Origin of the sequence: Fibrella forsythiae, assembly GCF_017353175.1 — a bacterium.
GTDB classification, from domain to species: Bacteria; Bacteroidota; Bacteroidia; order Cytophagales; family Spirosomataceae; genus Fibrella; species Fibrella forsythiae.
Map to the genome: position 1 here is coordinate 750,984 of NZ_JAFMYW010000002.1, position 21,903 is coordinate 772,886.

Genomic DNA, 21,903 nt, shown 5'->3' on the forward strand with positions numbered 1-21,903 from the left:
GCTAAGTGGCCAACACAAGACCGTAAAACAAAACGGCCTTTTTATTCAATGACCCCCAATCAGTTAGCTGACGCGCTACATCGCCAATTCGAGCAAACTCCGTATGGCCAGTCTCCGGCCGAGCTTTACGACCCCATCCGGTACATCATGAGCCTTGGCGGCAAGCGCATGCGCCCGCTGATGACGCTGCTGGCCGCCTCTCTCTTTACCGACGATTGGCAGAAAGCCCTGAAACCGGCCGTTGCCGTTGAGGTATTTCACAATTTCACGCTGTTGCACGACGATATCATGGATCAGGCCCCGCTGCGCCGGGGACAGCCCACGGTTCATGAAAAGTGGAATGCAAATATTGCCATTCTCTCCGGCGATGTGATGCTGGTGAAAGCCTACGAACAACTGCTCGACATTGAACCAACGTACCTGAGGCAGGTGCTGACCCGGTTTAGCAAAACCGCCGCCGAAGTGTGTGAAGGGCAGCAAATGGATATGAATTTCGAGAGCCTCGATACGGTATCAGAAGCAGAATATATTGATATGATCCGCCTGAAAACGTCGGTACTGCTGGGTTTTGCTATGGAAGTGGGCGGTATTGTGGCCGGGGCCGACCCCGTCAGTACGCAATGCCTGTACGATGCCGGCGTGAACATTGGTATCGGGTTCCAGTTGAAGGATGATCTGCTCGATGTATACGGCGACCCCGCCAAGTTTGGTAAGCAGGTGGGTGGCGATATTATTGCCAATAAGAAAACGTTTCTGCTGATCGAAGCACTGGAACGCGCCAACGGTCAGGTACGTCTCGAACTGCTCAACTGGTTGACCCAAAGTGAATTTGATAAGGCCGAAAAGGTCGATGCGATTACCAGTATTTATGATCAACTGGGCATTCGCGAACTGGCGGAAGCCCGTATTGCCGACTACTTTGCCAAGGGCTTTGCCAATTTAGAGCATATTACCGCCGACCCTGCTCGTAAAGACGTACTATTGACGTTCGCTCATCAATTGGTTGAGCGGGAATCTTAATCAGTAAGCAGTAGCAGTTGGCAGAACGCTCAACTGCCAACTGCTACTGCCAACAACACTAACTATGTCGATAACCCTGCTTCTTATTGCCGTTACCGTTGGCATCAGCCTGTGGGCCTGGAATAACCCCGCCCTGATGGATCGCTGGATCATGAATCCGTATGCGGTGGCAAGGCGAGGTGAATATCACCGGCTGATCACATCGGGATTTTTGCATGCCGATATGAGCCACTTATTCTTAAACATGCTCAGTTTCTACTTTTTCGGGCAGGGGATCGAGCGCATTTTCGGCGAACTCTTCGGTGAACTTGGCGGCGCTGTTTTGGTTGGTTTTTACCTGATCGCTATCGTCATCTCTGATATTCCAACGCTGATCAAGTATAAGGATAGCCCTGGCTATAACTCGCTGGGCGCATCGGGTGGGGTGTCGGCCATTATCTTCGCTACGATCCTGATTTTCCCGCTGACGCCCATTTACTTTTTCTTTATTCCGGTGCCTATTCCGGGCTTTATTTTTGCGTTACTCTACCTGGCTTATTCTTACTATGCTGCCCGTCGGGGCAACACCGGCGTGAACCACGATGCTCACCTCTATGGCGGTTTGTTTGGCATTGTGTTTATGGCCATTGCTTACCCGCCTGCCATTCCCGGCTTTGTGGAACAGGTTATACATTGGAGACCCTTCTAGTTATTGACTACCTCGATGAATCTGTCTAAAATCCTTCGTCAACCTTACCCTGTTCCTGAATCTGCAGGAAATGAATGGGTTATCGGAGCGTTCGTTGGCGGGTTTTTGCTGTTGTTCCAACCGTTTGGTATTTCAGACTGGCAGACATCTGATAAAATCCTGAAAGTCCTCGGGTTTGGTGCCGTTACCACTGTGGTGATGATTCTCTTCGATCAGGGCACCAAACTCCTGCCTCACTATTTTGCCGAAGAACGATGGACGGTTGGTAAAGAGATCGCCAAGATCCTGACGCTGATTCTATTTATTGCTATAGCCAATAGATTGTATATGAGCTGGCTGGTTGGCCTGTCGATGCAGGGTGGCTGGCTTTGGGCGATTGGCATAACGTTCCTGCTCGGTATCTTCCCGACGGTGGGTGTTGTGCTGACCAATTACATTATTCAGCTCAGAAAGTACGAGCAGCAGGCTTCCCACCTGGCGCTGCACAAGCAGCCGACAGAGCAACCTGTACAGCTGGATAATGTAGTGAATCAGATTACTTTAGAGGCCCCGCAAAAGCCTGTAAACAAGCAGATTGTACTAACGGCTGAAAACGAGAAAGATATGATCCAGCTATACCGGGATGATCTGCTGGCGATCGAGTCGAGCGATAACTACTGCACTGTCTTTTACCAGAAAAATGGTACCATAGCCAAAGAGTTGATACGAAGCAGCCTGAGCCGCCTCGAAAACCAGCTTGGCACAGAAACACCGTTTGTGCGGTGCCACCGGTCGTATGTGGTCAATCTGGATCGGGTAAACCGGGTATCGGGCAACGCACAGGGCTACAAACTGCACCTGCTGAATGGTCAGTTAACGGTGCCGGTAGCCCGCAAGTATAACGATACGCTGGTGGCCGGGCTGAAGTAAATTGCCAGATTTACCCCCGAGTTTGACCGGTTCCGGTAACAACCCATTTCTCTGTCACCAGTTTTTCGAGCGCAAACGGGCCGCGGGCGTGAAGTTTCTGCGTCGAGATGCCAATTTCCGCGCCAAGGCCAAAACAGCCACCGTCGGTAAAGCGGGTGGATGCGTTTGCGTATACGGCCGCCGCATCCACCTCCGTCAAAAACTGATCAATCAGGGTCTGATTGCCTGAAACAATGGCTTCCGAATGTTTCGACGAATACGCCTGAATGTGCGAGAGGGCTTCGTCAATATCCGAAACGACTTTTACCGCGCATTTGAAATCCAGAAACTCACGACCGAAATCGGCGGGTTGCGCTGGTTGCAGGTACGGATAGCCCGCCTGTTCCAGAATAGCATAAGCTGTTTCATCGGCAAACACTTCGACCTGATAAGCCAGAAAATCGTCGATCAACAAAGGCAAGAATGTACCCGCAACAGCTTCGTCGACCAGTACGCCATCAAGGGAATTACAAACCGATGGGCGCGATACTTTCGCGTTTACCACAATGCGGGCCGCCATGGCCAGATCGGCCGACTGCTCAACGTAGGTATGACAAACGCCCGCTCCGGTTTCGATAGTAGGGATCTGGGAATGGGTACGAACGTACCTGATCAGTGATTCTGAGCCCCGCGGAATAATAATGTCGACGTACCTGGTGGCAGTAAGCAGCTCGTTTACTACAGCCCGGTCGGGGGGTAACAGCAATACGGCTTCTTTAGGTACGTTAAATTCAATCAGCACACGTTGTATAAGGCTAACCAGAATCCGGTTTGAACAATCGGCCTCTTTACCGCCTTTCAGTACGCACGCGTTGCCAGAACGTAGACACAATGCCGCTACATCGACCGTTACGTTCGGACGTGATTCATAAATAACGCCAACCACCCCGAGCGGAACATACAGTTTTTTGAGTGTCAGGCCCGGTTCTATCTCACGCTCCAGTTGCACTACCCCCGCCGGATCGGGCAGCATCGCCACCTGATGGAGGCTGTCGGCCAGATCGGCTACCCGTGCTTCGGTCAGTCGGAGGCGGTCTTTCTTGCTGTCTGTGTCAGGCATCCGATCCAGATCGCGCTGGTTTTCGGTCAGAATGGTGGCTGAATTAGCCAGCAACACATCGGCCAGCCGATTGAGCAAGGCTGTTTTCTGATCGCTGCTCATGCGCCGAACGGCTGAGGCGGCCTGCTGAGTTGCCTGAAGGAGTGGGGTAATTGGAGTCATACTGGTAAGAATATCAGGTACGTTGCTGGGGCGAACGGGCTTTTTAACAGCGTATTACAAAAGTACAATGTCATTGGCATTCGCCACTTCTACATTTTGCCGGGAAGCCAGATTCGCCAGATCGAACGAGGAGAGGCGGGCCTGAGCAACGGCTACAGCTGTGCCCGATTCATCAACGATTTCGATGACTTCACCTGCCGAAAATTCGCCGAGAATTTCGGCTATACCAACGGCCAGCAGACTACTCCGGCGTTGCAGGGCTACTGCGGCGCCGGTATCAACTTTCACGCGCCCGACCACCAAACTGCCGCTGCCCAGCCACCGGCTGCGTGCCGATAAGGTCATGGGTTGCGGTTCAATCTGTGTGCCAATAGTGCCATCCAACGCTTTACGAATACTTTCAGCTTCGGTCAACCCAAAGATAACGACTCGAATACCCATGCGCGTGGCCAGCTTGGCAAAGGTCAGTTTGGAGGCCATTCCGCCCAGCCCCATCGACGATTTATCGGTACGAACTACGCCAAAAACGGCTTCGGTTAGCCTGGGTACGTGCCTGATCAGATTGCCGTCGGGGTCGAGCAGGCCGCCCACCGACGTGCAGAGCATAAGCACTTCGGCGCCAAAACCTACGGCCAGTAGCGTAGCCAGTTCATCGTTGTCTGAGAATTTCAGTTCGCGGTTGCTGACCACATCATTCTCATTCACGATGGGGATAATGCCGTTTCCCCAAAGCTCTTCATACGTATCTTTTAGCTGCAGGAACTGATCGCGGTTGGCGAAGTGATGCCGTTCGCAGAGGCTCTGCGCTACGGTAATGCCGTATACGTCGAAAAAACGACTATACAGGTTCAGCAACAGGTGATTGCCAACCGCCGCTGCTGCTTTTCGCTGACTGATCTCACCCCGGTAATTAGCAATACTCGCCCGGCCAGCACCCACGGCACCCGACGAAACGAGCACAATATGATATTGATCGCGCAGGGTTGATACCTGACGGGCAATGTCCATCATGGCGGGTTTGTTCAACTCGCCGGTGGGTAATGTAATGGAAGCGGTACCAAATTTTAGAACAAGAATCGGAAGGGACATGGGGCAAAAATAAGCCCAAACGCCGAAGTATAAGGTGTAGAGGCCTGCTATCGAAGCACAATGCCACAAATTGACCGATCAATAATGGCCTTGTTGTCAGTCGCCAGCGTGACTTTTGAAGAGGTGCTCGATGGCCGCTTCCGTGAAGCGTGCTTTACGACGAAGTGCTTTTTTGAGCAGATTGGTATAGTCGCGTTTGCTGATGTCAATGGCGCCATACCGCTTCACATTATCGTTGATAAACTGGGTATCCAGCAACTGAAACTGCTGTTCCCGTAAGATGAGAATCAGGTGATGAAAGGCTACTTTCGAGGCGTTGGGTACGTGGTGAAACATGGATTCACCAAAAAAAACCGAGCCAATAGCAACTCCATACAGGCCGCCTACCAGTTGGTTGTCTATATAGGTTTCAACGCTATGGGCCAGACCCATCCGGTGCAATTCGGTGTAGGCGTTAATAATCTCTTCCGAGATCCAGGTGCTGTCGTCCTCAGAACGGGGAACGGCGCAATAGCGCATAACCTGCTCAAAATCAGTGTTGATTCGAATGTCGAATAACCGCTTATTCAGGGTGGGGCGTAACGATTTGGCAGGCTTGTAGGTATCGAGCGGGATAATGGCACGGGGGTCTGGCGAGTACCAGTAAAGCGTACCGTCGGCATCGGCCATCGGGAAGATGCCGTTGATATAACCGTAGATGAGATCGTCGGCGGTCAGCTTATTCATGAAATCCGAAAGGGATAGCTGTTTTAACAAAGTTATAGAAAACTTCGTCTAACCAACAAGCTCACAAACGGTTAAGTTTGGCACGGTGAAGGCAGTGCTACCGGCTTGGCTAACTCAAAAAAAAAGCTACGCCAACTGAAGTAGCGTAGCTTGATTACTGACTATTTGGTCTTTCGACGCTGCCGGGCAAAATAAACGGACAAGACGCCGGCCGTTACTCCGCTGGCAAGAACCGGAGGGGCCTCGTAGCCGCCAAAATAGCGGAGGGCCGTAAAAAAGAGTTGCACTACCAATACAAAGCTGAGCAACTTCAATAAGTCGTTACGATTCATATGTAGGTTAGTAAAAAAAGAGAAAGTCTACTAAACTACAGGGTTTTGTCTGGAATGCCAAACTGAATCAGCTTAGAACCGGTAGAACAAACGTCCGCGAACCCCAAAAGAGGCCGAATTCAGGCAAGCGTCCACATCGGTAAGCGGCATAAGAATCACCGGACTTACCTGTGCGGTCAGTCGATTCCATTGCCGTTCAACACCAACGCCGGTTGTCCAACTGCTGTACCAGAGTTGCGGGCGTTTCACCGTCAGATTCTCCCGTATCTCATCGCGTGGGCCATAGTGTTCATAGGCATACGTAACTGTTTCGCGGGGGTTCAAACTCAGGTTAAGCCCAACAAATGGCGTCAGTACAAAGCTGCTTCGCAGGCCAATCCGATACCCAAGCTGCAGCGGAATCGCCAGTGACTGCCCGGCCCGGCTAATATCTGTGACTTCGGGTGGACGACCGGGGCCAATTGGTATTTTGGCCGTGCCGGGATAATCTTTCCGGAAATCACGCTTTGTTTTGTTCATGAACAGCTGCTCGTTCTGATACGCATCACCTGCCCAGTTAATCTGACTTAACCCAGTTCCAACCGTCCAGTGATTTGCTACGATAGCCTCTGCGTAAACACCCAGGCCAGTTTGAGCCGTGCCTAACTCGCCACCAACGCCAACCCGGAACTCAACGGGTAATGGCGTAGTGTGTTTCTGGGGTGAAGCCGGTTCAGCAGCAGCCACGGAAGAACTCAGCGAAGTCATATACGGTGATCGGTAACGTACCCGGCGCAAATGACGCTGCCAACTCTCTGCCAACGCCTCTGAGGGGCCGGCTGGGGCCATCGGCACCAAGGGGTGCACGGTAGCCAACGGACCCGAGGCCATGATTGACGGGTTAGCCTGAGCTGTTTCGGCAGTCCCTGCCTGATTCGTTACTGAGGGAGAGTAAAGAGTGGGTTCATTCGTTTTGGTTAAACGGTCGACTGATTGGTTCGATTGGTAATCAACAGGTTGGCCGTTCGTTTCCAGCAAACCTGCCCGGCCGGTGCGGCGCGTAACTGTCCGACCCGATTCGGGAGGAATCGGAATGGATCCGATAGGAGCAGACCTGTAGCGGGATTGATCCGTTGCTACCGGATTGGTTTTATAGGCAGACCGACCGGTCATCAGGGGATTGCTAACCGTCGTGGCCGGTCCGGTTTCCAGTTGGTCACTTGCCGACTGAGGCTGGCCCGTAAGCGTTCGCTGGGTATTTCTGGTTGGCTGACTGGCGGCAAGCTGATCCGTAACAGGCGTCCGTTGCGATCGTACCCGACTGTCGGCACGGGCTGGCCCACTGAATTTATCAGACACACTCATTGAGGCCGGCCCCCCTGTTTCGTTGGTGGCAGCAAGTGGTGCATCGGCTACCCGTTGGCGGCTGTTATAGGATCGGTATACTTCATACGGAGCCGACGAGGTCTCTGACGGGCGGGCGGCGAATGCATCAGATTGGGTTGATCGGGTCAGATAGACCGTATCTACCCGGGCCGATGCTGTATTCATAGCCGAAACCGACTTCTGCAGGCGCATCTGTGACTGTTCCAGCCGTTCAACCGTTTTGGTCAACGTCTGTACGTGTTCGTTCAGCGACTGCGTAGTTCGGTATTGCCAAACGGTAGTGATCATCACACCCGCAACGGCGGCGGCCATTAAAGCGGGTTGGAGCCACCGGGTAGGGGTTTGCCACAACGACGGCGGAAAGCCCTGAACACCCATGAACCGCTGAAACTGAGTCCAGTTTTTTTCCTGAAACGGAGGGTCAACTCCTTCTAGTTTTCGGCGGATGGCGTCGTCAAACGGATCAGTTTTCATAGAATGGTGACGGACGTTTTGATGATGAAGAGGCGGTTGTAACTAATTCCTGAAGGCGAACCCGCGCCCGCAGGAAGTGAGACCGTATGGTTGCCTCATTAGCGTTGAGATTGTCGGCAACTTCGCGCAGGCTGTAGCCATCGACTACGTGCATTAAGAATACCGTTCGGTGAATAGGGGGGAGCTGTTGTACCAGGGCCAGAATTTCTTCGGCGGCAAGCTGGTCAACGGCTGTTTCGTGTACGGGAATGTCGGGTGGTGGATTATTGCCGGCCGGTGGTGTTAATGAAACCGTATCGAGCTTATGATGTTTGCGATGGTAACTAATTGTGGTATTCACCACGATGGTCCGCAGCCAGGCCTTAAACGGCAACGAGGTATCATACGACCCCAAATGCTGAAATACCTTCAGAAAACTCTCATTCAGTACGTCATCGGCCTCATCAACATTAGCCATGTAGCGGAGGCAGACGCTTTTGGCGTAACTGTAATACTGCCGAAAGAGCGTCCGCTGTGCCCGAACGTCATTTGTTCGGCAGGCTTCGATAACGCTTAGCAGATCGTTATCGGTGAAGGAGGAACGGCGTCGGAAAAACACGAGCGTTGGCAGTTTAAATGAAACACACTACGTACAATACGCTACGCATAAACTACCCTCCTTGTTGCAAGACAAACCTTAATCTAACAACTTTTTACACAGACCGATAAACCCTGAAAATTTGGCAATTGCCTGCAACGCCCGGTGAGGCTCGTACGTAAGGATAATTGGCACGGGAAGGTCACCCGCACAGATCGCTTACTGACGCACAGATTGCTCACTGAACATGTACGCTAGACAACAATCACTACCACAATGAAGGTACTTATTTTGGGGGGCACTCAGGCTTGCGGGCCAGGTTTACCCCCTGGCAAAAGCTACATGGCGCAGTTTGTCCGCCGCCTCCGTTCGTCGAGGCATCAGGTTCAGGTAGACAATCATCTCGTTAATATGGTTGAGGCCGTTCGGCTATTGCCCCAGTTACGCCTGTCTGATTACGACCTCATTCTACTTCAGTTCGACTCGCCGCTTGGCTGGCTTCCGTCGAAACCCGTTGGCAGGCTGCTCATGCACGCCCGGTTCTGGCTAAAAAGAGACCGGCTCGAACAGGCAAAAAAACACCGTGAACAGTTGGTACAGGTGCTGCTGCAAGTACGTGTGTACAATCGTCAGGTTGTGCTGATGTCTCCTCTGCCACATCGTAATGAGCTTGAACAACAGTTCATCAGGATAACGCAGGCCATCTATGCGCAGGAAAGTCGTGAGTGGCAAGTCCCGCTCTTCGATCTGAGCCAGCATCTGCAGGGGGGCGATGAACTCTTTCAGGCAGGCTCTTCAGACAAGCTGAGCGCTGTTGCTCATGAGGTGGTGGGCAGTGAACTACACACCTTCATTACCGAACCAACCTACACGCTATGGTCCTAACCTTTACTCGCCTGGTCGGCTCATCGATCAACTGGTTTTTACGCGTACCTACACTTTTCTCACTTTTCCAAAATCCATTTCTATGCTACAAAAATTGATGTTTGGCTTGGCGCTGCTGGCCGCTGTTACCGCCTGCACTTCCCAAAGCAACTCTACCGTTGATCCGCAAACGGACGAGGCTTCGATTGTTGCGTCATTAGCTCGGTTAGGTAACCCAAACAACGCTACAGCCGTGACCGGAAAACCGTGTAACGAAACCATCGTTGCCAAAGAAACTGTACCTGCTGCTGTATTCACGTATTTGCTGGCAACCTACCCAACTTACGTGTTTGTGCAGGCCGAGCAGGGCGTTGATCGCAGTGGGGCTACCTACTACGAAATTCAGTTTACGCTGGATGGCAAAACCCGCCAACTTCATTTCGACAAGGCAGGTACGTTGCTGCAGGGACCAGGGAATGGCCCGAAGGGCGGTGGCGGTCCCGGCGGACCCAAAGGTAATCGTACGCCGCCAATTCGGACGGTGATCACCGCCGATAAGTTGCCAGCCCCGGTAACTACGTACATGATGGCCAATTATGCTGGCTATTCACTTGTTCGGGCTGAAGTTGTGACCGATGCTACTACGGGTACTGTCATGTTCTACGATGTTCGGTACACCCTGAACGGTAAAACCAGCGAACTGCATTTCGATGTGAACGGTAACCTGCAGGCACCACCTAAAGGTCATCAGGGCCCTGGCTGATTTATTCCGTTTAGTTGTTAACGAAAAATGGCCCGCAGCGATCGCTGCGGGCCATTTTTCGTTAACAACTAAACGAGTTCTACCGGCTGCGGCCAACCGCTACGGGTTCAACAATAGCGTCAACGTCGGCCAGGATACGGCCGCAGTGTTCGCAAACGATGATCTTCTTTTTGTCTTTGATGTCGGCCTGCCGTTGTGGAGGAACCACGTTGAAACAACCGCCGCAGGCACCACGACGCACTGTTACAACGGCGAGCCCGTTGATGGCGTTGTTCCGGATTTTGTCGTACGAAAGCAGCAAACGGGCTTCCACATTTTTAGCCTGCTCGTCGCGCTCGATCGACAGAGACCGTTCGTCGGCTTCGCTTTCGGCTACCAACTGATCAAGCTCCTGCTTTTTCATCTTCAGATCTTCTTTACGAAGATTGAGCGATTCCTGCGTAGTGTTGATCTCTTCCTGCTTACCCTGAATCCGGAATTGTGATTCGGCAATTTTTTTGTCCGACAGTTCCATCTCCAGCGATTGCAGTTCGATTTCTTTCGTGATGGCGTCGAATTCCCGGTTGTTCCGCACGTTCATCTGTTGCTCTTTGTAGCGGGCAATCAGCTTGTCGGCGTCTTTCTTGATACCCTTATGACGGTCAACTTCTTCCTGAAGGGAGCTTACTTCACTATTGAATTTACCGACACGTGTTTCGAAACCGGCAATTTCGTCTTCAAGATCGCGAACTTCTTCGGGTAGGTCGCCCCGCATTTTGCGAATATCATTTAACTGAGAATCAATGGCCTGCAGTTTAAGAAGTGCGTCTAACTTTTGCGCTACCGTTAGTTCCATTCGGAGGAGTGATGTTTTAAAATGTATACTGAGAGAAGTGAGAAATAAGACGTGAGAAACAAGATGACCATTCGTTGTCAGGAGCCTGTCTCATATTTCTTGCTTCGTTGTTCTATCTAAAAGAAGTACCGGACCGGATTGGTGTCAGTACCTGCTAAAATTACCGCAAAGGTAGTGAATTTCTCCCTCAAATGCTGGGCAATCAGGTCTTTGGTAAATACCTCGCTTTCGTAGTGGCCAATATCGCAAATGATGGTTCGTCCGTCAGCATCGAAGAACTCGTGATACTTGTAGTCGGCCGTAACAAATGCGTCGGCCCCGGCCCGAACGGCGTCAGACAGCAGGAAGCTACCCGCCCCGCCACAGATTGCCACGCGTTGCACCGGTTTGTTGCGCAGCGCCGTATGCCGCACAACGGTTACGTTCATGCTGCTCTTCAGGTGCTGTAACCAGGTTGCTTCATCGAGTGCTTCGGGCAGCTCACCCACTGCGCCCGAGCCAACGGTCTGGTTGGTGTTATTCAGGGCGTACAGATCATAAGCGGGAACCTCATACGAATGCGCCTGCTGCATAGCCCGCACCACCGTTCCTTCCAGGTACGTTGGCAGCAATACCTCAAGGCGCTGTTCAGAAACGATTTCATCTTTGGCGACCTCACCAACTACGGGTCTGGCTCCATCGAGCGGCCGGAACGTACCTGTGCCACCAACCCGGAATGAGCAGTGGTCGTAGTTGGCAATCTGCCCCGCACCCGCCTCGTATACAGATGCCAGTACATTCGGTAAATCGGTTTCAGGTACGTAGACAACCAGCTTACTAAGTGTTTGCGATTTAGGGGCCAGAATCTGTACGTTTTGCAGGCCAAGTCGGCTGGCAATGTGGTAATTGACGCCGCCCGCTACACTATCAAGATTAGTATGAGCGGCAAAAACGGCGATATCATTCTTGATGGCCTTGATAACGGTGCGTTCCACATAGTTTTTGCCGTTGATCTTCTTCAGGCCTTTAAAAACGATGGGATGATGCGCTACGATAAGATTACAGCCCTTCTCGATCGCTTCGTCAACGATGGCTTCGGTGGTATCGAGCGAAACCAGTACGCCCGTTACAGGTACGTTCGGATCGCCCACAATCAACCCGGCATTATCGTATGATTCCTGGTAGGCTGGCGGTGCCCAGGCATCCAGGTAGCGTGTCAGATCACGGATCAATGGCGTTGTCATATCCGCAAAGGTACGGGTGTGCACGGACCTTTTGACCAAAAAAGACCCGTGCGTGTGCACAGGTCTTTTGGCCTTTTAGTTTGTAGATAATTGTGTACTGACTGTTCTGGTAAGCTGGCTGTAGTTAATTATTTGCTCAATTTCAGATGCTCATTCTCGGCTGGATTGGCATTGTCGAGGCTGATTACTGACGACGAAACGTTGATAATTGTCCAGGTTTTGCTCAGCTTGTCGTAGGGTTTGCTGGTGCCAAAATTCAACGTGACCGTTTTTGAATCAGCCGGCGTGCCATAGTAGCTGTTGCCACCCCACGACCAATTGCCCGACGTGCTCTGGCTGTTATCCAGCGTTGCTATGGCCTTACCGTCGCTGGAGAAGGTTATTTTGATACTGCCCAGGGTTTTAAGCTTGTCTTCAGTACCCTGCATGAATGACGAAATGGTCCAGGTTCCCGGAGCAACGATGTCTGGAAAATTTGTAGTAGTAGCAGGCGTTACGGCATCGTTGCTTGACTTGCAGCCTGTTAGTAGAACCCCAAACAGCAGAAGAGAGGCTAGCGTTTTCATGAGTGTAAGCGGTTAACGAGAAATTACAACCAGTACGGAAACGCTGTCTTGAAGTTGCGTCGGGCCGAAGTTTCTGTGTAAACGCACAACGCCCCAACTGGTTTAGCTGGGGCGTTGTGCGCGAGAATGATGTTGAAACTACTGCTTCAGTACCGGTATAACACGGCGCTGGTTATCACGAATAAGTTCGATGAAATACAGGCCGCCCGGAAGCGATTTCGTAGACAGTACCGTTTCAGATGCTGTGCCAGGAATGGTGCTCTGACTAACCGACGTTCCGTTCGTCTGGAGGAGGCGCAGGCTGCTGCTCTGGCCATTAGGAACAGTTTTTACCGTAATGGTCTCAACAAACGGATTCGGGTAGGCCAGTACCTCCATTGTTGGTGTCGATTCGTTATCAACCCCCAGGCGTGGTTGGCCGACAACCGAGCTGGATGTAACAGAACCACCGCAGGCGGCACTGCTGGTTGGCCCTGTGCCAGTGGGCGTGTAAGTTGAACGGGTCGTTAATATAAACTTGTCGACACGGGTTCCGTCTTCGCGCATCCAGAGGTTGAGCGTATGCGAACCGGGTGTTGATACCACCACTTTGAATGCAGTGGTTCCTGCAGCCTTAATCCAGGTCCAGGCCGTATTACCGTTGTTGTAGTTCGACGTATTTGGGTTCAGCGTAACGGCTGTTCCATCCAGACCCAGGTGGAATGAATCATCAGTAGTACCACTTGTACCCGCCGCCATACGTACCCAGACGTAGTATGTACCCGTTGTGGTGAAGTTCACCGAGTAATCGAGCCGGGGGCCGACAAGTGAATTCTGCAGGTTGATTCCTGTACCCGATGCCGCCATTGCCTGCCCGCCCGATGCCGTACCAACCGCCACTGACGACCAGGTTCGGCCAGCGGCAGTGCCGGTTCCAACAACGGCCGTTTTGAAATTCTCGGCTTCAAACACAACCTGACCACTGTTTTCGGTAAAGCAGGTCTGTAGCAGCGTTTTGAACGTACCTGTGGCATACGTACCACAGGTTGGTTTCACACGCCAGTCATAATCGGTATTGCTCGTCAGGGCAAAGGCCGCGTAGGTAGTGCCACTCACGTTAACATCGGCCGGCCAGGCGGTGGTACTTCTCGGCTTCACCGACACGGCGTACGACGTTGCGCCCGAGACAGCGCTCCACGACAGGGTAGCACTGGTTTCTGTTACGCTTGCCGCCGCCAGACCAACCGGAGCACCGCACGATGGCGAGTACAGTAGTGTGACTGTGTCCTTTATCACCGATAATCCGTTATGTACGGCCACCTCGAAAGGCAGCGACGTACCTGCTGGTGTAGCGGCCGCTACCGTAAAGGCAATTGTACCTGGAGTGGTTTGCAGCAGTGCCAGGCCACTATGTGTGTTTGCCGCCCCAACCGCCGTAACCGAGGCGCTCAAACTGGTGGCCGATACGGTATAACTGGTGGGCTTGATACTGAAATTCTGAAACTGGTAAGCCAACGTACCTGATGCCTGGGTTACGGCAAGCGGCTGGCTAACCGTGGCCCGGCCGTAGTAGGTCGAGATGCGAAGGAACTTCCGGTTCATATCAATCATTGACTGACTCAGCGGAATAATGCGCGAAGACGCTGGCCAGAACCCATCCGCCGACGTTCCTATTTCGGGCGTAAATCCGTACATTTTGCTCTTGGCCACCTGCTCGCCAAACTCCCAGTCTGGCGCTGTGCCGTTGGCGGTATAGCCTACAGTCTCGAAGGCGTTTCCGATTTTGAAGCCGTTCTCTACCGTCATATAGGTAGCCGCATTTCGAAACGTAGCCAATTCTACGTTGCTATTCGGATTCAGACTTTCAAATGGATAAATGCACGCATTGCTATACGAGTGAAAATTCAGCGCCGTAACGAACTGACGTTGTGCGGCGAACGTCTGGAGGGCGGCTGTTTCCGGCTCCGAAAACGCAGCCGTACCCCGATACGTATCTGACGATGGCGTAGGCGAGGAGCCGGTATTGTCGCGGGCGTAGTTGTACGAATAATTACGGTTCAGGTCTACTCCAAACGTTCCATTGGCGTTGGCCTGGCGGTTCTTGCGCCACAATCCCCCGCCCGTCGGATTAGTCGTCTGATTATACACATACCCGTCCGGGTTCACGCAGGGCACGATATAGATCTCCGAGCTGTTGAGTAGCGTCCGGATTTCTTTGTCGCTGGCGTAATTCTCCAGCATGTGCCACATGAAGAAAATCAACTGGCTGAGGCTAACTGGCTCGCGGGCATGGTGCAGGGCATTGAGCAGCATTTCGGGTTCGTTCTCATCGACGTCCGGGTTATCGCTGATCTTGACCATGTACAGCGGGCGACCACCCACAGAATTGCCAATGCTCGTTTTAACCGTAATCAGGTTCGGGTAGAGTGTTCGCATCTTATCGAGAATGGCGGGCAACTCCGCATACGAATAATACCCGGCATAGGTACCTAAACTAAAGTTAGTGGGCGTTGAGGCCGTTGCTAGCCGGGCCGTTTTTCGATCAAGCGCCGCCTGCCGGTCAATTTCCCGGTTTATGGCTGTATAGTTCTTTTCAAGGTCTTTGATCAGGTACGTTACCCTGTGCCCGTTCCGTTTGATCAGGGCCACATCCTGTTCGGAGACCTCCGCCGTAAAATCCTGCTTATTCTCATAGCCGAAGTGATCTACTTCCAGGCCGTGATTGAATAAGTACTCCAGCTTTTCAGGACTTATACTAAGCTGAATTCGATGGTAGATCGTTCGCTGCGCCCGTACGGCTTGCGTTGTGCACAGAAAGGTCAGCAGAAAACTGAATAGGTATATTTTTTTCATGCTTAGATAGGATATAGGTAGTACTGACGGCTAATATATGAAAATGTATTAATCACATGATATTCGTTACTTATACTTTTCAACTAGTTGAAAATGAAACATTTTTGTTGGTTGTTTTTGCCGCACATAGGCTTTACTGGCATAATTTTAGCTTGTGTTATGCCCTGAAATACAAAACGCCCCTGACCGTGAGGCCAGGGGCGTTTTACATAAAAAGCGAAAGGGCAATTACATCATGCCACCCATGCCGCCACCGCCGTGGGCGTGACCGCCACCAGCTGGTGCTTCTTCTGGCTCGTCAGAGATCAGGCACTCCGTTGTCAGCAACAGGCCGGCAATAGAGGCTGCGTTCTCAAGAGCAAGACGCGTTACTTTCTTCGGATCGATTACACCAGCAGCGAACAGGTCTTCGAAGGTATCGTTTTTAGCATTGTAGCCATATCCACCTGTACCTTCTTTCACTTTGTTCACAACTACTGAACCTTCGCCACCGGCGTTGGCAACGATCGTACGAAGTGGCGACTCAAGAGCCACCCGGATGATGTTCACACCCGTTTTCTCGTCTTCGTTGATTGTGTTTACTGCGTCAAGAGCAGAGATAGCGCGGATGAGAGCGATACCACCACCTGTTACGATACCTTCTTCAACGGCAGCGCGGGTAGCGTGCAGGGCATCATCAACGCGGTCTTTTTTCTCTTTCATCTCTACTTCGGTAGCAGCACCGATGTACAGAATGGCAACACCACCCGACAATTTGGCCAGACGCTCTTGGAGCTTCTCGCGGTCGTAGTCAGACGTTGTGTTTTCGATTTGTGCTTTGATCTGGTTAACGCGGCCAGCGATATCATCTTTCACGCCAACACCGTTCACGATGGTGGTGTTGTCTTTATCGATGATGATCTTCTCAGCCTGGCCCAGGTAGTCGGCCGTTGCGCTTTCCAGTTTGTAGCCACGCTCTTCAGCGATTACAGTACCACCGGTCAGGATGGCGATATCTTCCAGCATGGCTTTCCGACGGTCGCCGAAGCCAGGTGCTTTAACGGCAGCCACTTTCAGGGCACCGCGGATTTTGTTCACAACCAGTGTAGCCAGAGCCTCACCGTCAACGTCTTCGGCGATGATCAGCAGCGGACGACCCGTTTGGGCCACCTGCTCCAGAACTGGCAACAGTTCTTTCATCGACGATACTTTCTTCTCCGAGATCAGGATGAACGGGCGCTCCAGTTCAACTTCCATTTTCTCGGTGTTGGTTACGAAATATGGCGACAGGTAGCCGCGGTCGAACTGCATACCTTCTACGGTCTTAACTTCCGTTTCAGTACCGCGAGCTTCTTCAACCGTGATAACACCTTCTTTACCTACTTTTTTCATCGCCTCGGCGATCATGGTACCGATTTCTTCGTCGTGGTTAGCCGAAATAGTAGCTACCTGCGCGATTTTGCTGAAATCATCACCCACTGTCTGAGCTTGCTCTGACAGGTTGGCTGTTACTGCCAGAACAGCCTTGTCGATACCGCGCTTCAGGTCCATTGGGTTGGCACCTGCCGCTACGTTTTTCACACCGATCGAGTAGATAGCCTGAGCCAGTACAGTAGCCGTAGTAGTACCGTCACCAGCTGAGTCAGCTGTTTTCGACGCTACTTCTTTCACCAACTGAGCCCCCATGTTTTCCATGGCGTCTTTCAGTTCAATTTCCTTAGCTACCGTAACACCATCTTTGGTGATGGCTGGTGAGCCAAATTTTTTGTCAAGAATAACGTTACGGCCTTTAGGTCCCAGCGTTACCTTAACGGCATCGGCCAACGTATCAACGCCCTTCTTAATCTTATCGCGGGCTTCGGTATCAAAAAGAATTTTCTTAGACATAATCTTAAGTTGAAATGAGTTTGCTGTTTACTGTCTTCTGTTGCTTTTTAGCTACTATTGCTTTGTAGGCAGAGCATCGCGTCGGCGAACTACAGAAAACAGCAAACGGTAAACAGTAAACTGATTTTTAAACGATAGCGAAGATGTCAGACTCACGCATGATGAGATACTCTTTGCCTTCGATGGTGATTTCGGTGCCAGCATATTTACCATACAGTACCGTGTCACCTACCTGTACGGTGAGGGGCTCGTCTTTTTTGCCTGTACCGATAGCGACGATAGTGCCACGCTGGGGTTTTTCTTTGGCCGTGTCGGGAATAATGATTCCGAAAGCGGTCTTTTCTTCAGCCGGGGCCGGTTCAACCACCACGCGGTCGGCGAGGGGCTTTACTTTCACGTCTTCCATTGCTGTGGTCATAGCGATAAGAGATGATTAAGGTTGTTAATAAAAACTGGTTTGATTATAATCAATCAGACAATCGGCAGATGGTCAACCTCTATGCCAAACCCGTAAACCTGACAAAATTTCAGGATATGGCCAGCAAGCAGTGAATCGGGGCTATCTGAAGAGTATTATTTGGTAAACGAATAATTTAGATACCTTTTGTATGGCAAAAATTCGTTATTGCCATATCTTGTAGAAAAGAACATTCTTCACTCTATCCGTAATATCCGCATATGACTACGTTACCGTACGACTGGCTGACACAAAATCGGATCGACACCGAATACAAGCAGTATGTCGTTTTGGCGTATTTGCAAAGTGTTGGACGGCGGTTTGCTGACAGTCAACTACATCCAGACTTGCCCGAAGTAAAGCGCCATTACGAAGCTACCCTTCATTTTCGGAGGGGCAAAGGTACACTTATGGCGGCCTTTCCCAAGCGTGTAGCCGGAATCAGTGGCCCCCCGCCCCGAATAGACTATGAATCTGAGTTACCGGCCGATGCCCTACTGGATGAAGTGGATGAGATTGTTGATTTTGCCCTGCCTCGCTTCAGCGCAACCTTGACAGAGGGCAAACAACGGTGGGATGATCTTGCCGCTACACTGACCCTCGAACCTATTGGGCTTATGCCACTGCGTCCCGATGAAGGATACCTCTTTCTTCATTATGCCACTTCTACCGATTTGTCTATTTATCAATACAGACTCACGTTGTATGATGACCAGGCACCGGGAGGCCGGATGGTACACTGGCAACTGCGAGAACGTACCCAGCGCACGATAGGTACAACATTTGAGCGGCTCAAACTGGATTTGATCCGTCGCTATAATCTGCCGAATCCGGCCACTTTCCGGCTTGAATGCCAGCGCCGGGTGCCTGAACAGGAAACCCTGCTTCCCATTGCCCAGCAGTTACTTAACAGCGTAGTGTGCTGAACTACATCCAGTGATGATCTGATCGGTAGCGGGTCAATGTTAAGAAATTGTTAAGTTTCTTAACATTGACCCGCTATTTATATTTATATATATAGTGTTGATTGTCAGGTAGATGTAAATTAAATTAATTGCATTTTCACGTTGCAAATCAAATTACGGTAGCAGACAGGCTTAACATTGAGATAACATTAAGGTAACAACTGCGTAATATTACATATCAGTCAGCCAGCAGTAGTCAATACGATAGCGCACCCAGTGCTTATACGAGCGAGTGCAACGACAGACTGGGTTTGGTCTATTCTCTCATTTTAAAAGCCTTATATCATGAAAACGCTTGTTTGCTCATGGATTATCCTCGGTGTTACAACCGTTGGGGCTTTTGCCAACCCTGGAACTAAAAAGATCAGCAAGGCAAAGCCACAGGTCAGTGTAGAACAACAACTGGCCAGTCAGCTAACGTACCCAACTGCCATGCAGAAGGCAACCGGTAATGGAGTCGTTGTCATTCAGTTTCGTCTGGCAGATGATAACAAGTTAATCAACCCCACAGTATTTTCTACCGACAAACAATTGAACGACGAGCTGACCAGGCAGTTGCTAAGTGCCAAATTGTCATTGCCCGAGGCAGGAGACAGCGAGCAGGTACACACAGCACGGCTACGTTTCAAGGCTGCCGAATAATAGCATTATAAACAAAGGGACTCGGGGTTCTGCAAACGTGACGCTTTAAACGCTATCACTTGCAGGACCCCGAGTCTCTTTATTTATAATGCTATCTGTGTCTATTGGCAGCGCTGAACACGCTACAACTCTATATATTCGGGATAGCCTTCTTTTGTGTACGTACCCGTAAACTTTATTTTACCGGAAACGAGGCAGGTGAGAATTCGCTTAGCTTCTTCGCGGGCTTTCGGATAAATAGCCGCGATCATACGTTCGTGCCCATCCCCCTGTTTGGGTGCCGACCCATAGTTGGTAAGTAGAGCCAGCCCATATTCATTGCCCAGTACATTCAGAAAGCGAAGCCCCTGCTTGAATTTATCGTAAGCGCCGATCAGCGCAGTAGGCACATCATCTTTCCAAATAATTGCCATTAAAAGTTCAGCCATTTGCTCTTTCTCATGCTGGGCCCAGTCAATGTAGCCACGCAATAGTTTGTCGAGCAAAGAAGGGGTATGGGCTTGTTGGAAATCGATCGACATAAGTTCTGCGTAATCAATAGGAGAAAGTACAACGCTTAATTCGGGAGTTTCATGTACCCACTGTGCAAAATCATTTATTGTTAATCGGCCGGTCAGGTAGGCAATAAGTTGCGAACTGATCTCTCGACTGATAATAATAGACTGATTCGGCATGTAGTAGTTGAGGCTGTACGGACGACATACATAAGTTGACGTTAAACGATCATCAGAAGGCAACTGCTGCCTAAATTGGTCACTCACTAAATCACTATGGTATCCAACCTTGGAATAGAGCAAACACCCGGCCACTTTATGCGCATAAGCCTTCTTTTTTCTCTTTTTCTTCTATTCGGTTCCTCCTTGCTGTTTCTTAATTGTCATATGAAAGATTTAAGTAACATTAATGTATTGTCACTTGGCGATTCATATACTATAGGTGAAAGTGTACAGGAAAACGACCGTTGGAGTGTGCAATTGGCAAGATTATTGAGGAGTAGGAGCACTGACGTTAACAACCCTACCATCATTGCCCGAACCGGTTGGACTACCGCCGAATTGAACGAGGCTATTATTGCTTCAGGCAACAAACAGCAGTACGATCTGGTATCATTGATGATTGGGGTCAACAATCAGTACCGGGGGCAACCTATTGATCGCTACAGGACTGAATTCCGACAGCTAGTGCAGGTGGCCGTTCACTACGCCCGAAACCAACCGTCGCATGTGGTGGTGTTATCTATTCCTGATTGGGGTGCGTCGCCATTCGCTGCTTCGCGTGATCGAGCTACTATTGCCAAACAGATCGATGAGTTTAATGCTGTAGCGAGTCAGGTATGTGCTGAGGCGGGAGTGACTTTTATCGACATTACACCATTGACGCGTCAGGCCGCGGGCGATGCTTCTCAGTTTGCCGCCGATGGCCTACATTATTCGGGAAAGCAAATGAAGAAATGGGCCGAGAAAGCGCTGCCCATTGTAGAAAAAATACTGAACTAGGTGTGAGCCGCCTGGTTCAGCGTGGCACCCTATGCCGAACCGGCTTAACCCTGAACCAGACGGTACTTGTCACCGCTGTGTGAAGTCAGAAAGTGGTAAGTTATCAGCTTCGTCGTTGAGTGAGTTCAGCATTTTCTCCACCTCTTCCATTCGTATTTTGTCGCCATTGCGGTCAAATGAAAGCATCAGATTTCTAAGCATTCGACGGATAATGTCGACGTTAGAGCAGGGCTGGTAAAAGATCGGGGCTGGTTTCAGGTTCAGTTGCCCAATGTAGTGGTCTATGTCTTTGGTTGAAAAGATCAGCCCCCGATTAAATACATTGATGTAGAACTGTACACCGTTGGGCGCTTTGTAGGTTAAGACGAACAGATTAGGCAGGTTGACACCATAGATGGGAAGCCCCAGCTTTTGGGCGATCATCATGTAAATCAGGCAAAGCGATATAGTATTACCCCGGCGCGTTTCAAGCACCTGATTGATCATCGAATTGGCCGGCGAATGAAAGTTTTTAGTATTGGGCGCAAACTTCATTTCGTTATAAAATACGCCATTCAATCCCTTGACCTGGTCGGCCGGATGAACATCTGTTTGTACTTTCAGCCAGGCGTCGTAATAAAGCTGTTCCAGGTCTTGTCGAAGTTTGTCTATCGACAGATCAGGGTACTGATAGGTGGCCACAATCCAAAGACCTTCGAGCAGGTCCATAGCACCACTCTCTTTCCAGGCATACAGCCGGTCGAGTACCGATGTATATTGCAGATCATGGATGATTTCTTCGATCCTTTTCTGCAAAAATGGGTCAAAACTGCCTTCCCACTCAGTTTCGAGAAATGGAATGATTGCACTGCCCATTTGCCGGATGCGCCCTTCCACATGGGAAGTAATTTCGGTGTCGTCATCGTCGAGCAAAGAGATCAGGGCTTTGATTTCGTTGTCGTTCATAAGCGTTG

General features: G+C 50.8%; 23 protein-coding genes. 9 read left to right on the forward strand and 14 right to left on the reverse strand.

Features of this window, described 5'->3' with window-relative positions; all coding sequences use genetic code 11:
* Window positions 1-48: 48 nt before the first annotated feature.
* The 3 genes from J2I46_RS09140 (at window position 49) to J2I46_RS09150 (ending at window position 2,617) form a co-directional block, all read left to right on the forward strand.
* Window positions 49-1,020: a polyprenyl synthetase family protein gene (locus J2I46_RS09140; protein WP_207328695.1), complete on the forward strand. Its 972-nt coding sequence runs from the start codon at window positions 49-51 to the stop codon at window positions 1,018-1,020.
* A 64-nt stretch (window positions 1,021-1,084) separates the two neighbouring features.
* Entirely contained in the window at window positions 1,085-1,708 is a 624-nt protein-coding gene (locus J2I46_RS09145) for a rhomboid family intramembrane serine protease (RefSeq protein WP_207328696.1), read from the forward strand.
* A 15-nt stretch (window positions 1,709-1,723) separates the two neighbouring features.
* On the forward strand, window positions 1,724-2,617 hold the full coding sequence (locus J2I46_RS09150) for a LytR/AlgR family response regulator transcription factor (protein WP_207328697.1): 894 nt from the start codon (window positions 1,724-1,726) through the stop codon (window positions 2,615-2,617).
* Between the two features lie 10 nt (window positions 2,618-2,627).
* Here the strand turns inward: J2I46_RS09150 and J2I46_RS09155 are convergent, their stop codons facing one another.
* The 6 genes from J2I46_RS09155 to J2I46_RS09180 all read right to left on the reverse strand — a co-directional run bounded on the left by J2I46_RS09155 (window position 2,628) and on the right by J2I46_RS09180 (window position 8,462).
* Complete coding sequence (locus J2I46_RS09155; protein WP_207328698.1) at window positions 2,628-3,878, reverse strand: glutamate-5-semialdehyde dehydrogenase; 1,251 nt, start codon at window positions 3,876-3,878, stop codon at window positions 2,628-2,630.
* A gap of 54 nt (window positions 3,879-3,932) precedes the next feature.
* Window positions 3,933-4,967, reverse strand: coding sequence for a glutamate 5-kinase (proB, locus tag J2I46_RS09160; RefSeq protein WP_207328699.1), 1,035 nt, complete (start codon window positions 4,965-4,967; stop codon window positions 3,933-3,935).
* Between the two features lie 96 nt (window positions 4,968-5,063).
* Window positions 5,064-5,693: a leucyl/phenylalanyl-tRNA--protein transferase gene (aat, locus tag J2I46_RS09165; RefSeq protein ID WP_207328700.1), complete on the reverse strand. Its 630-nt coding sequence runs from the start codon at window positions 5,691-5,693 to the stop codon at window positions 5,064-5,066.
* A gap of 161 nt (window positions 5,694-5,854) precedes the next feature.
* Window positions 5,855-6,025 (reverse strand): hypothetical protein, encoded by a 171-nt coding sequence (locus J2I46_RS09170; protein WP_207328701.1) that lies wholly within the window; start codon window positions 6,023-6,025, stop codon window positions 5,855-5,857.
* Window positions 6,026-6,097: 72 nt separating this feature from the next.
* On the reverse strand, window positions 6,098-7,864 hold the full coding sequence (locus tag J2I46_RS09175; protein WP_207328702.1) for a hypothetical protein: 1,767 nt from the start codon (window positions 7,862-7,864) through the stop codon (window positions 6,098-6,100).
* Entirely contained in the window at window positions 7,854-8,462 is a 609-nt protein-coding gene (locus J2I46_RS09180; RefSeq protein WP_207328703.1) for an RNA polymerase sigma factor, read from the reverse strand. Before J2I46_RS09180 ends, J2I46_RS09175 begins: the two co-directional genes overlap by 11 nt.
* A gap of 255 nt (window positions 8,463-8,717) precedes the next feature.
* Here J2I46_RS09180 and J2I46_RS09185 point away from each other — a divergent pair, with 255 nt between their 5' ends.
* Both J2I46_RS09185 and J2I46_RS09190 read left to right on the forward strand, forming a co-directional pair.
* Window positions 8,718-9,326, forward strand: coding sequence for an SGNH/GDSL hydrolase family protein (locus J2I46_RS09185; RefSeq protein ID WP_207328704.1), 609 nt, complete (start codon window positions 8,718-8,720; stop codon window positions 9,324-9,326).
* A gap of 82 nt (window positions 9,327-9,408) precedes the next feature.
* Window positions 9,409-10,068 carry a PepSY-like domain-containing protein gene (locus J2I46_RS09190; protein WP_207328705.1) on the forward strand — a complete coding sequence of 220 codons (660 nt, stop codon included), beginning with the start codon at window positions 9,409-9,411 and terminating at the stop codon, window positions 10,066-10,068.
* Between the two features lie 79 nt (window positions 10,069-10,147).
* Here J2I46_RS09190 and J2I46_RS09195 read toward each other — a convergent pair whose 3' ends face one another.
* The 6 genes from J2I46_RS09195 to J2I46_RS09220 form a co-directional block, all read right to left on the reverse strand.
* Window positions 10,148-10,903 carry a zinc ribbon domain-containing protein gene (locus J2I46_RS09195; protein ID WP_207328706.1) on the reverse strand — a complete coding sequence of 252 codons (756 nt, stop codon included), beginning with the start codon at window positions 10,901-10,903 and terminating at the stop codon, window positions 10,148-10,150.
* A gap of 116 nt (window positions 10,904-11,019) precedes the next feature.
* Window positions 11,020-12,126 carry a Nif3-like dinuclear metal center hexameric protein gene (locus tag J2I46_RS09200; RefSeq protein WP_207328707.1) on the reverse strand — a complete coding sequence of 369 codons (1,107 nt, stop codon included), beginning with the start codon at window positions 12,124-12,126 and terminating at the stop codon, window positions 11,020-11,022.
* 128 nt (window positions 12,127-12,254) lie between these two features.
* Window positions 12,255-12,692, reverse strand: a complete 438-nt coding sequence (locus J2I46_RS09205) for a hypothetical protein (protein WP_207328708.1) — start codon at window positions 12,690-12,692, stop codon at window positions 12,255-12,257.
* 138 nt (window positions 12,693-12,830) lie between these two features.
* Complete coding sequence (locus tag J2I46_RS09210) at window positions 12,831-15,524, reverse strand: M14 family zinc carboxypeptidase (RefSeq protein ID WP_207328709.1); 2,694 nt, start codon at window positions 15,522-15,524, stop codon at window positions 12,831-12,833.
* Between the two features lie 228 nt (window positions 15,525-15,752).
* Window positions 15,753-17,390: a chaperonin GroEL gene (groL, locus tag J2I46_RS09215; RefSeq protein WP_207328710.1), complete on the reverse strand. Its 1,638-nt coding sequence runs from the start codon at window positions 17,388-17,390 to the stop codon at window positions 15,753-15,755.
* A gap of 127 nt (window positions 17,391-17,517) precedes the next feature.
* Entirely contained in the window at window positions 17,518-17,796 is a 279-nt protein-coding gene (locus J2I46_RS09220) for a co-chaperone GroES (protein WP_198172210.1), read from the reverse strand.
* 23 nt (window positions 17,797-17,819) lie between these two features.
* Here J2I46_RS09220 and J2I46_RS33165 point away from each other — a divergent pair, with 23 nt between their 5' ends.
* From J2I46_RS33165 to J2I46_RS09230, 3 genes are all read left to right on the forward strand, one after another.
* Window positions 17,820-17,942 carry a hypothetical protein gene (locus J2I46_RS33165; RefSeq protein WP_262898015.1) on the forward strand — a complete coding sequence of 41 codons (123 nt, stop codon included), beginning with the start codon at window positions 17,820-17,822 and terminating at the stop codon, window positions 17,940-17,942.
* Window positions 17,943-18,068: 126 nt separating this feature from the next.
* The gene (locus J2I46_RS09225; RefSeq protein WP_207328711.1) at window positions 18,069-18,773 is read left to right on the forward strand and encodes a hypothetical protein; all 705 of its coding nucleotides are present in this window, start codon (window positions 18,069-18,071) and stop codon (window positions 18,771-18,773) included.
* Between the two features lie 324 nt (window positions 18,774-19,097).
* Entirely contained in the window at window positions 19,098-19,454 is a 357-nt protein-coding gene (locus J2I46_RS09230; protein WP_207328712.1) for a hypothetical protein, read from the forward strand.
* 122 nt (window positions 19,455-19,576) lie between these two features.
* Here the strand turns inward: J2I46_RS09230 and J2I46_RS09235 are convergent, their stop codons facing one another.
* Window positions 19,577-20,128: a hypothetical protein gene (locus J2I46_RS09235; protein WP_207328713.1), complete on the reverse strand. Its 552-nt coding sequence runs from the start codon at window positions 20,126-20,128 to the stop codon at window positions 19,577-19,579.
* 207 nt (window positions 20,129-20,335) lie between these two features.
* Here J2I46_RS09235 and J2I46_RS09240 point away from each other — a divergent pair, with 207 nt between their 5' ends.
* Window positions 20,336-20,950 carry an SGNH/GDSL hydrolase family protein gene (locus tag J2I46_RS09240; RefSeq protein WP_229379665.1) on the forward strand — a complete coding sequence of 205 codons (615 nt, stop codon included), beginning with the start codon at window positions 20,336-20,338 and terminating at the stop codon, window positions 20,948-20,950.
* 69 nt (window positions 20,951-21,019) lie between these two features.
* Here the strand turns inward: J2I46_RS09240 and J2I46_RS09245 are convergent, their stop codons facing one another.
* Window positions 21,020-21,895, reverse strand: coding sequence for a transglutaminase-like domain-containing protein (locus J2I46_RS09245; RefSeq protein WP_207328714.1), 876 nt, complete (start codon window positions 21,893-21,895; stop codon window positions 21,020-21,022).
* Window positions 21,896-21,903: the final 8 nt, after the last annotated feature.

What these genes read in the sequence shown, in the direction of transcription:
- J2I46_RS09140 (WP_207328695.1), top strand. Translation starts at nt 49, where the DNA reads ATGACCCCCAATCAGTTAGCTGACGCGCTACATCGCCAATTCGAGCAA.
- J2I46_RS09145 (WP_207328696.1), top strand. Translation starts at nt 1,085, where the DNA reads ATGTCGATAACCCTGCTTCTTATTGCCGTTACCGTTGGCATCAGCCTG.
- J2I46_RS09150 (WP_207328697.1), top strand. Translation starts at nt 1,724, where the DNA reads ATGAATCTGTCTAAAATCCTTCGTCAACCTTACCCTGTTCCTGAATCT.
- J2I46_RS09155 (WP_207328698.1), bottom strand. Translation starts at nt 3,878, where the DNA reads ATGACTCCAATTACCCCACTCCTTCAGGCAACTCAGCAGGCCGCCTCA.
- proB (WP_207328699.1), bottom strand. Translation starts at nt 4,967, where the DNA reads ATGTCCCTTCCGATTCTTGTTCTAAAATTTGGTACCGCTTCCATTACA.
- aat (WP_207328700.1), bottom strand. Translation starts at nt 5,693, where the DNA reads ATGAATAAGCTGACCGCCGACGATCTCATCTACGGTTATATCAACGGC.
- J2I46_RS09170 (WP_207328701.1), bottom strand. Translation starts at nt 6,025, where the DNA reads ATGAATCGTAACGACTTATTGAAGTTGCTCAGCTTTGTATTGGTAGTG.
- J2I46_RS09175 (WP_207328702.1), bottom strand. Translation starts at nt 7,864, where the DNA reads ATGAAAACTGATCCGTTTGACGACGCCATCCGCCGAAAACTAGAAGGA.
- J2I46_RS09185 (WP_207328704.1), top strand. Translation starts at nt 8,718, where the DNA reads ATGAAGGTACTTATTTTGGGGGGCACTCAGGCTTGCGGGCCAGGTTTA.
- J2I46_RS09190 (WP_207328705.1), top strand. Translation starts at nt 9,409, where the DNA reads ATGCTACAAAAATTGATGTTTGGCTTGGCGCTGCTGGCCGCTGTTACC.
- J2I46_RS09195 (WP_207328706.1), bottom strand. Translation starts at nt 10,903, where the DNA reads ATGGAACTAACGGTAGCGCAAAAGTTAGACGCACTTCTTAAACTGCAG.
- J2I46_RS09200 (WP_207328707.1), bottom strand. Translation starts at nt 12,126, where the DNA reads ATGACAACGCCATTGATCCGTGATCTGACACGCTACCTGGATGCCTGG.
- J2I46_RS09205 (WP_207328708.1), bottom strand. Translation starts at nt 12,692, where the DNA reads ATGAAAACGCTAGCCTCTCTTCTGCTGTTTGGGGTTCTACTAACAGGC.
- J2I46_RS09210 (WP_207328709.1), bottom strand. Translation starts at nt 15,524, where the DNA reads ATGAAAAAAATATACCTATTCAGTTTTCTGCTGACCTTTCTGTGCACA.
- groL (WP_207328710.1), bottom strand. Translation starts at nt 17,390, where the DNA reads ATGTCTAAGAAAATTCTTTTTGATACCGAAGCCCGCGATAAGATTAAG.
- J2I46_RS09220 (WP_198172210.1), bottom strand. Translation starts at nt 17,796, where the DNA reads ATGGAAGACGTGAAAGTAAAGCCCCTCGCCGACCGCGTGGTGGTTGAA.
- J2I46_RS33165 (WP_262898015.1), top strand. Translation starts at nt 17,820, where the DNA reads ATGATTAAGGTTGTTAATAAAAACTGGTTTGATTATAATCAATCAGAC.
- J2I46_RS09225 (WP_207328711.1), top strand. Translation starts at nt 18,069, where the DNA reads ATGACTACGTTACCGTACGACTGGCTGACACAAAATCGGATCGACACC.
- J2I46_RS09230 (WP_207328712.1), top strand. Translation starts at nt 19,098, where the DNA reads ATGAAAACGCTTGTTTGCTCATGGATTATCCTCGGTGTTACAACCGTT.
- J2I46_RS09235 (WP_207328713.1), bottom strand. Translation starts at nt 20,128, where the DNA reads ATGCCGAATCAGTCTATTATTATCAGTCGAGAGATCAGTTCGCAACTT.
- J2I46_RS09240 (WP_229379665.1), top strand. Translation starts at nt 20,336, where the DNA reads ATGAAAGATTTAAGTAACATTAATGTATTGTCACTTGGCGATTCATAT.
- J2I46_RS09245 (WP_207328714.1), bottom strand. Translation starts at nt 21,895, where the DNA reads ATGAACGACAACGAAATCAAAGCCCTGATCTCTTTGCTCGACGATGAC.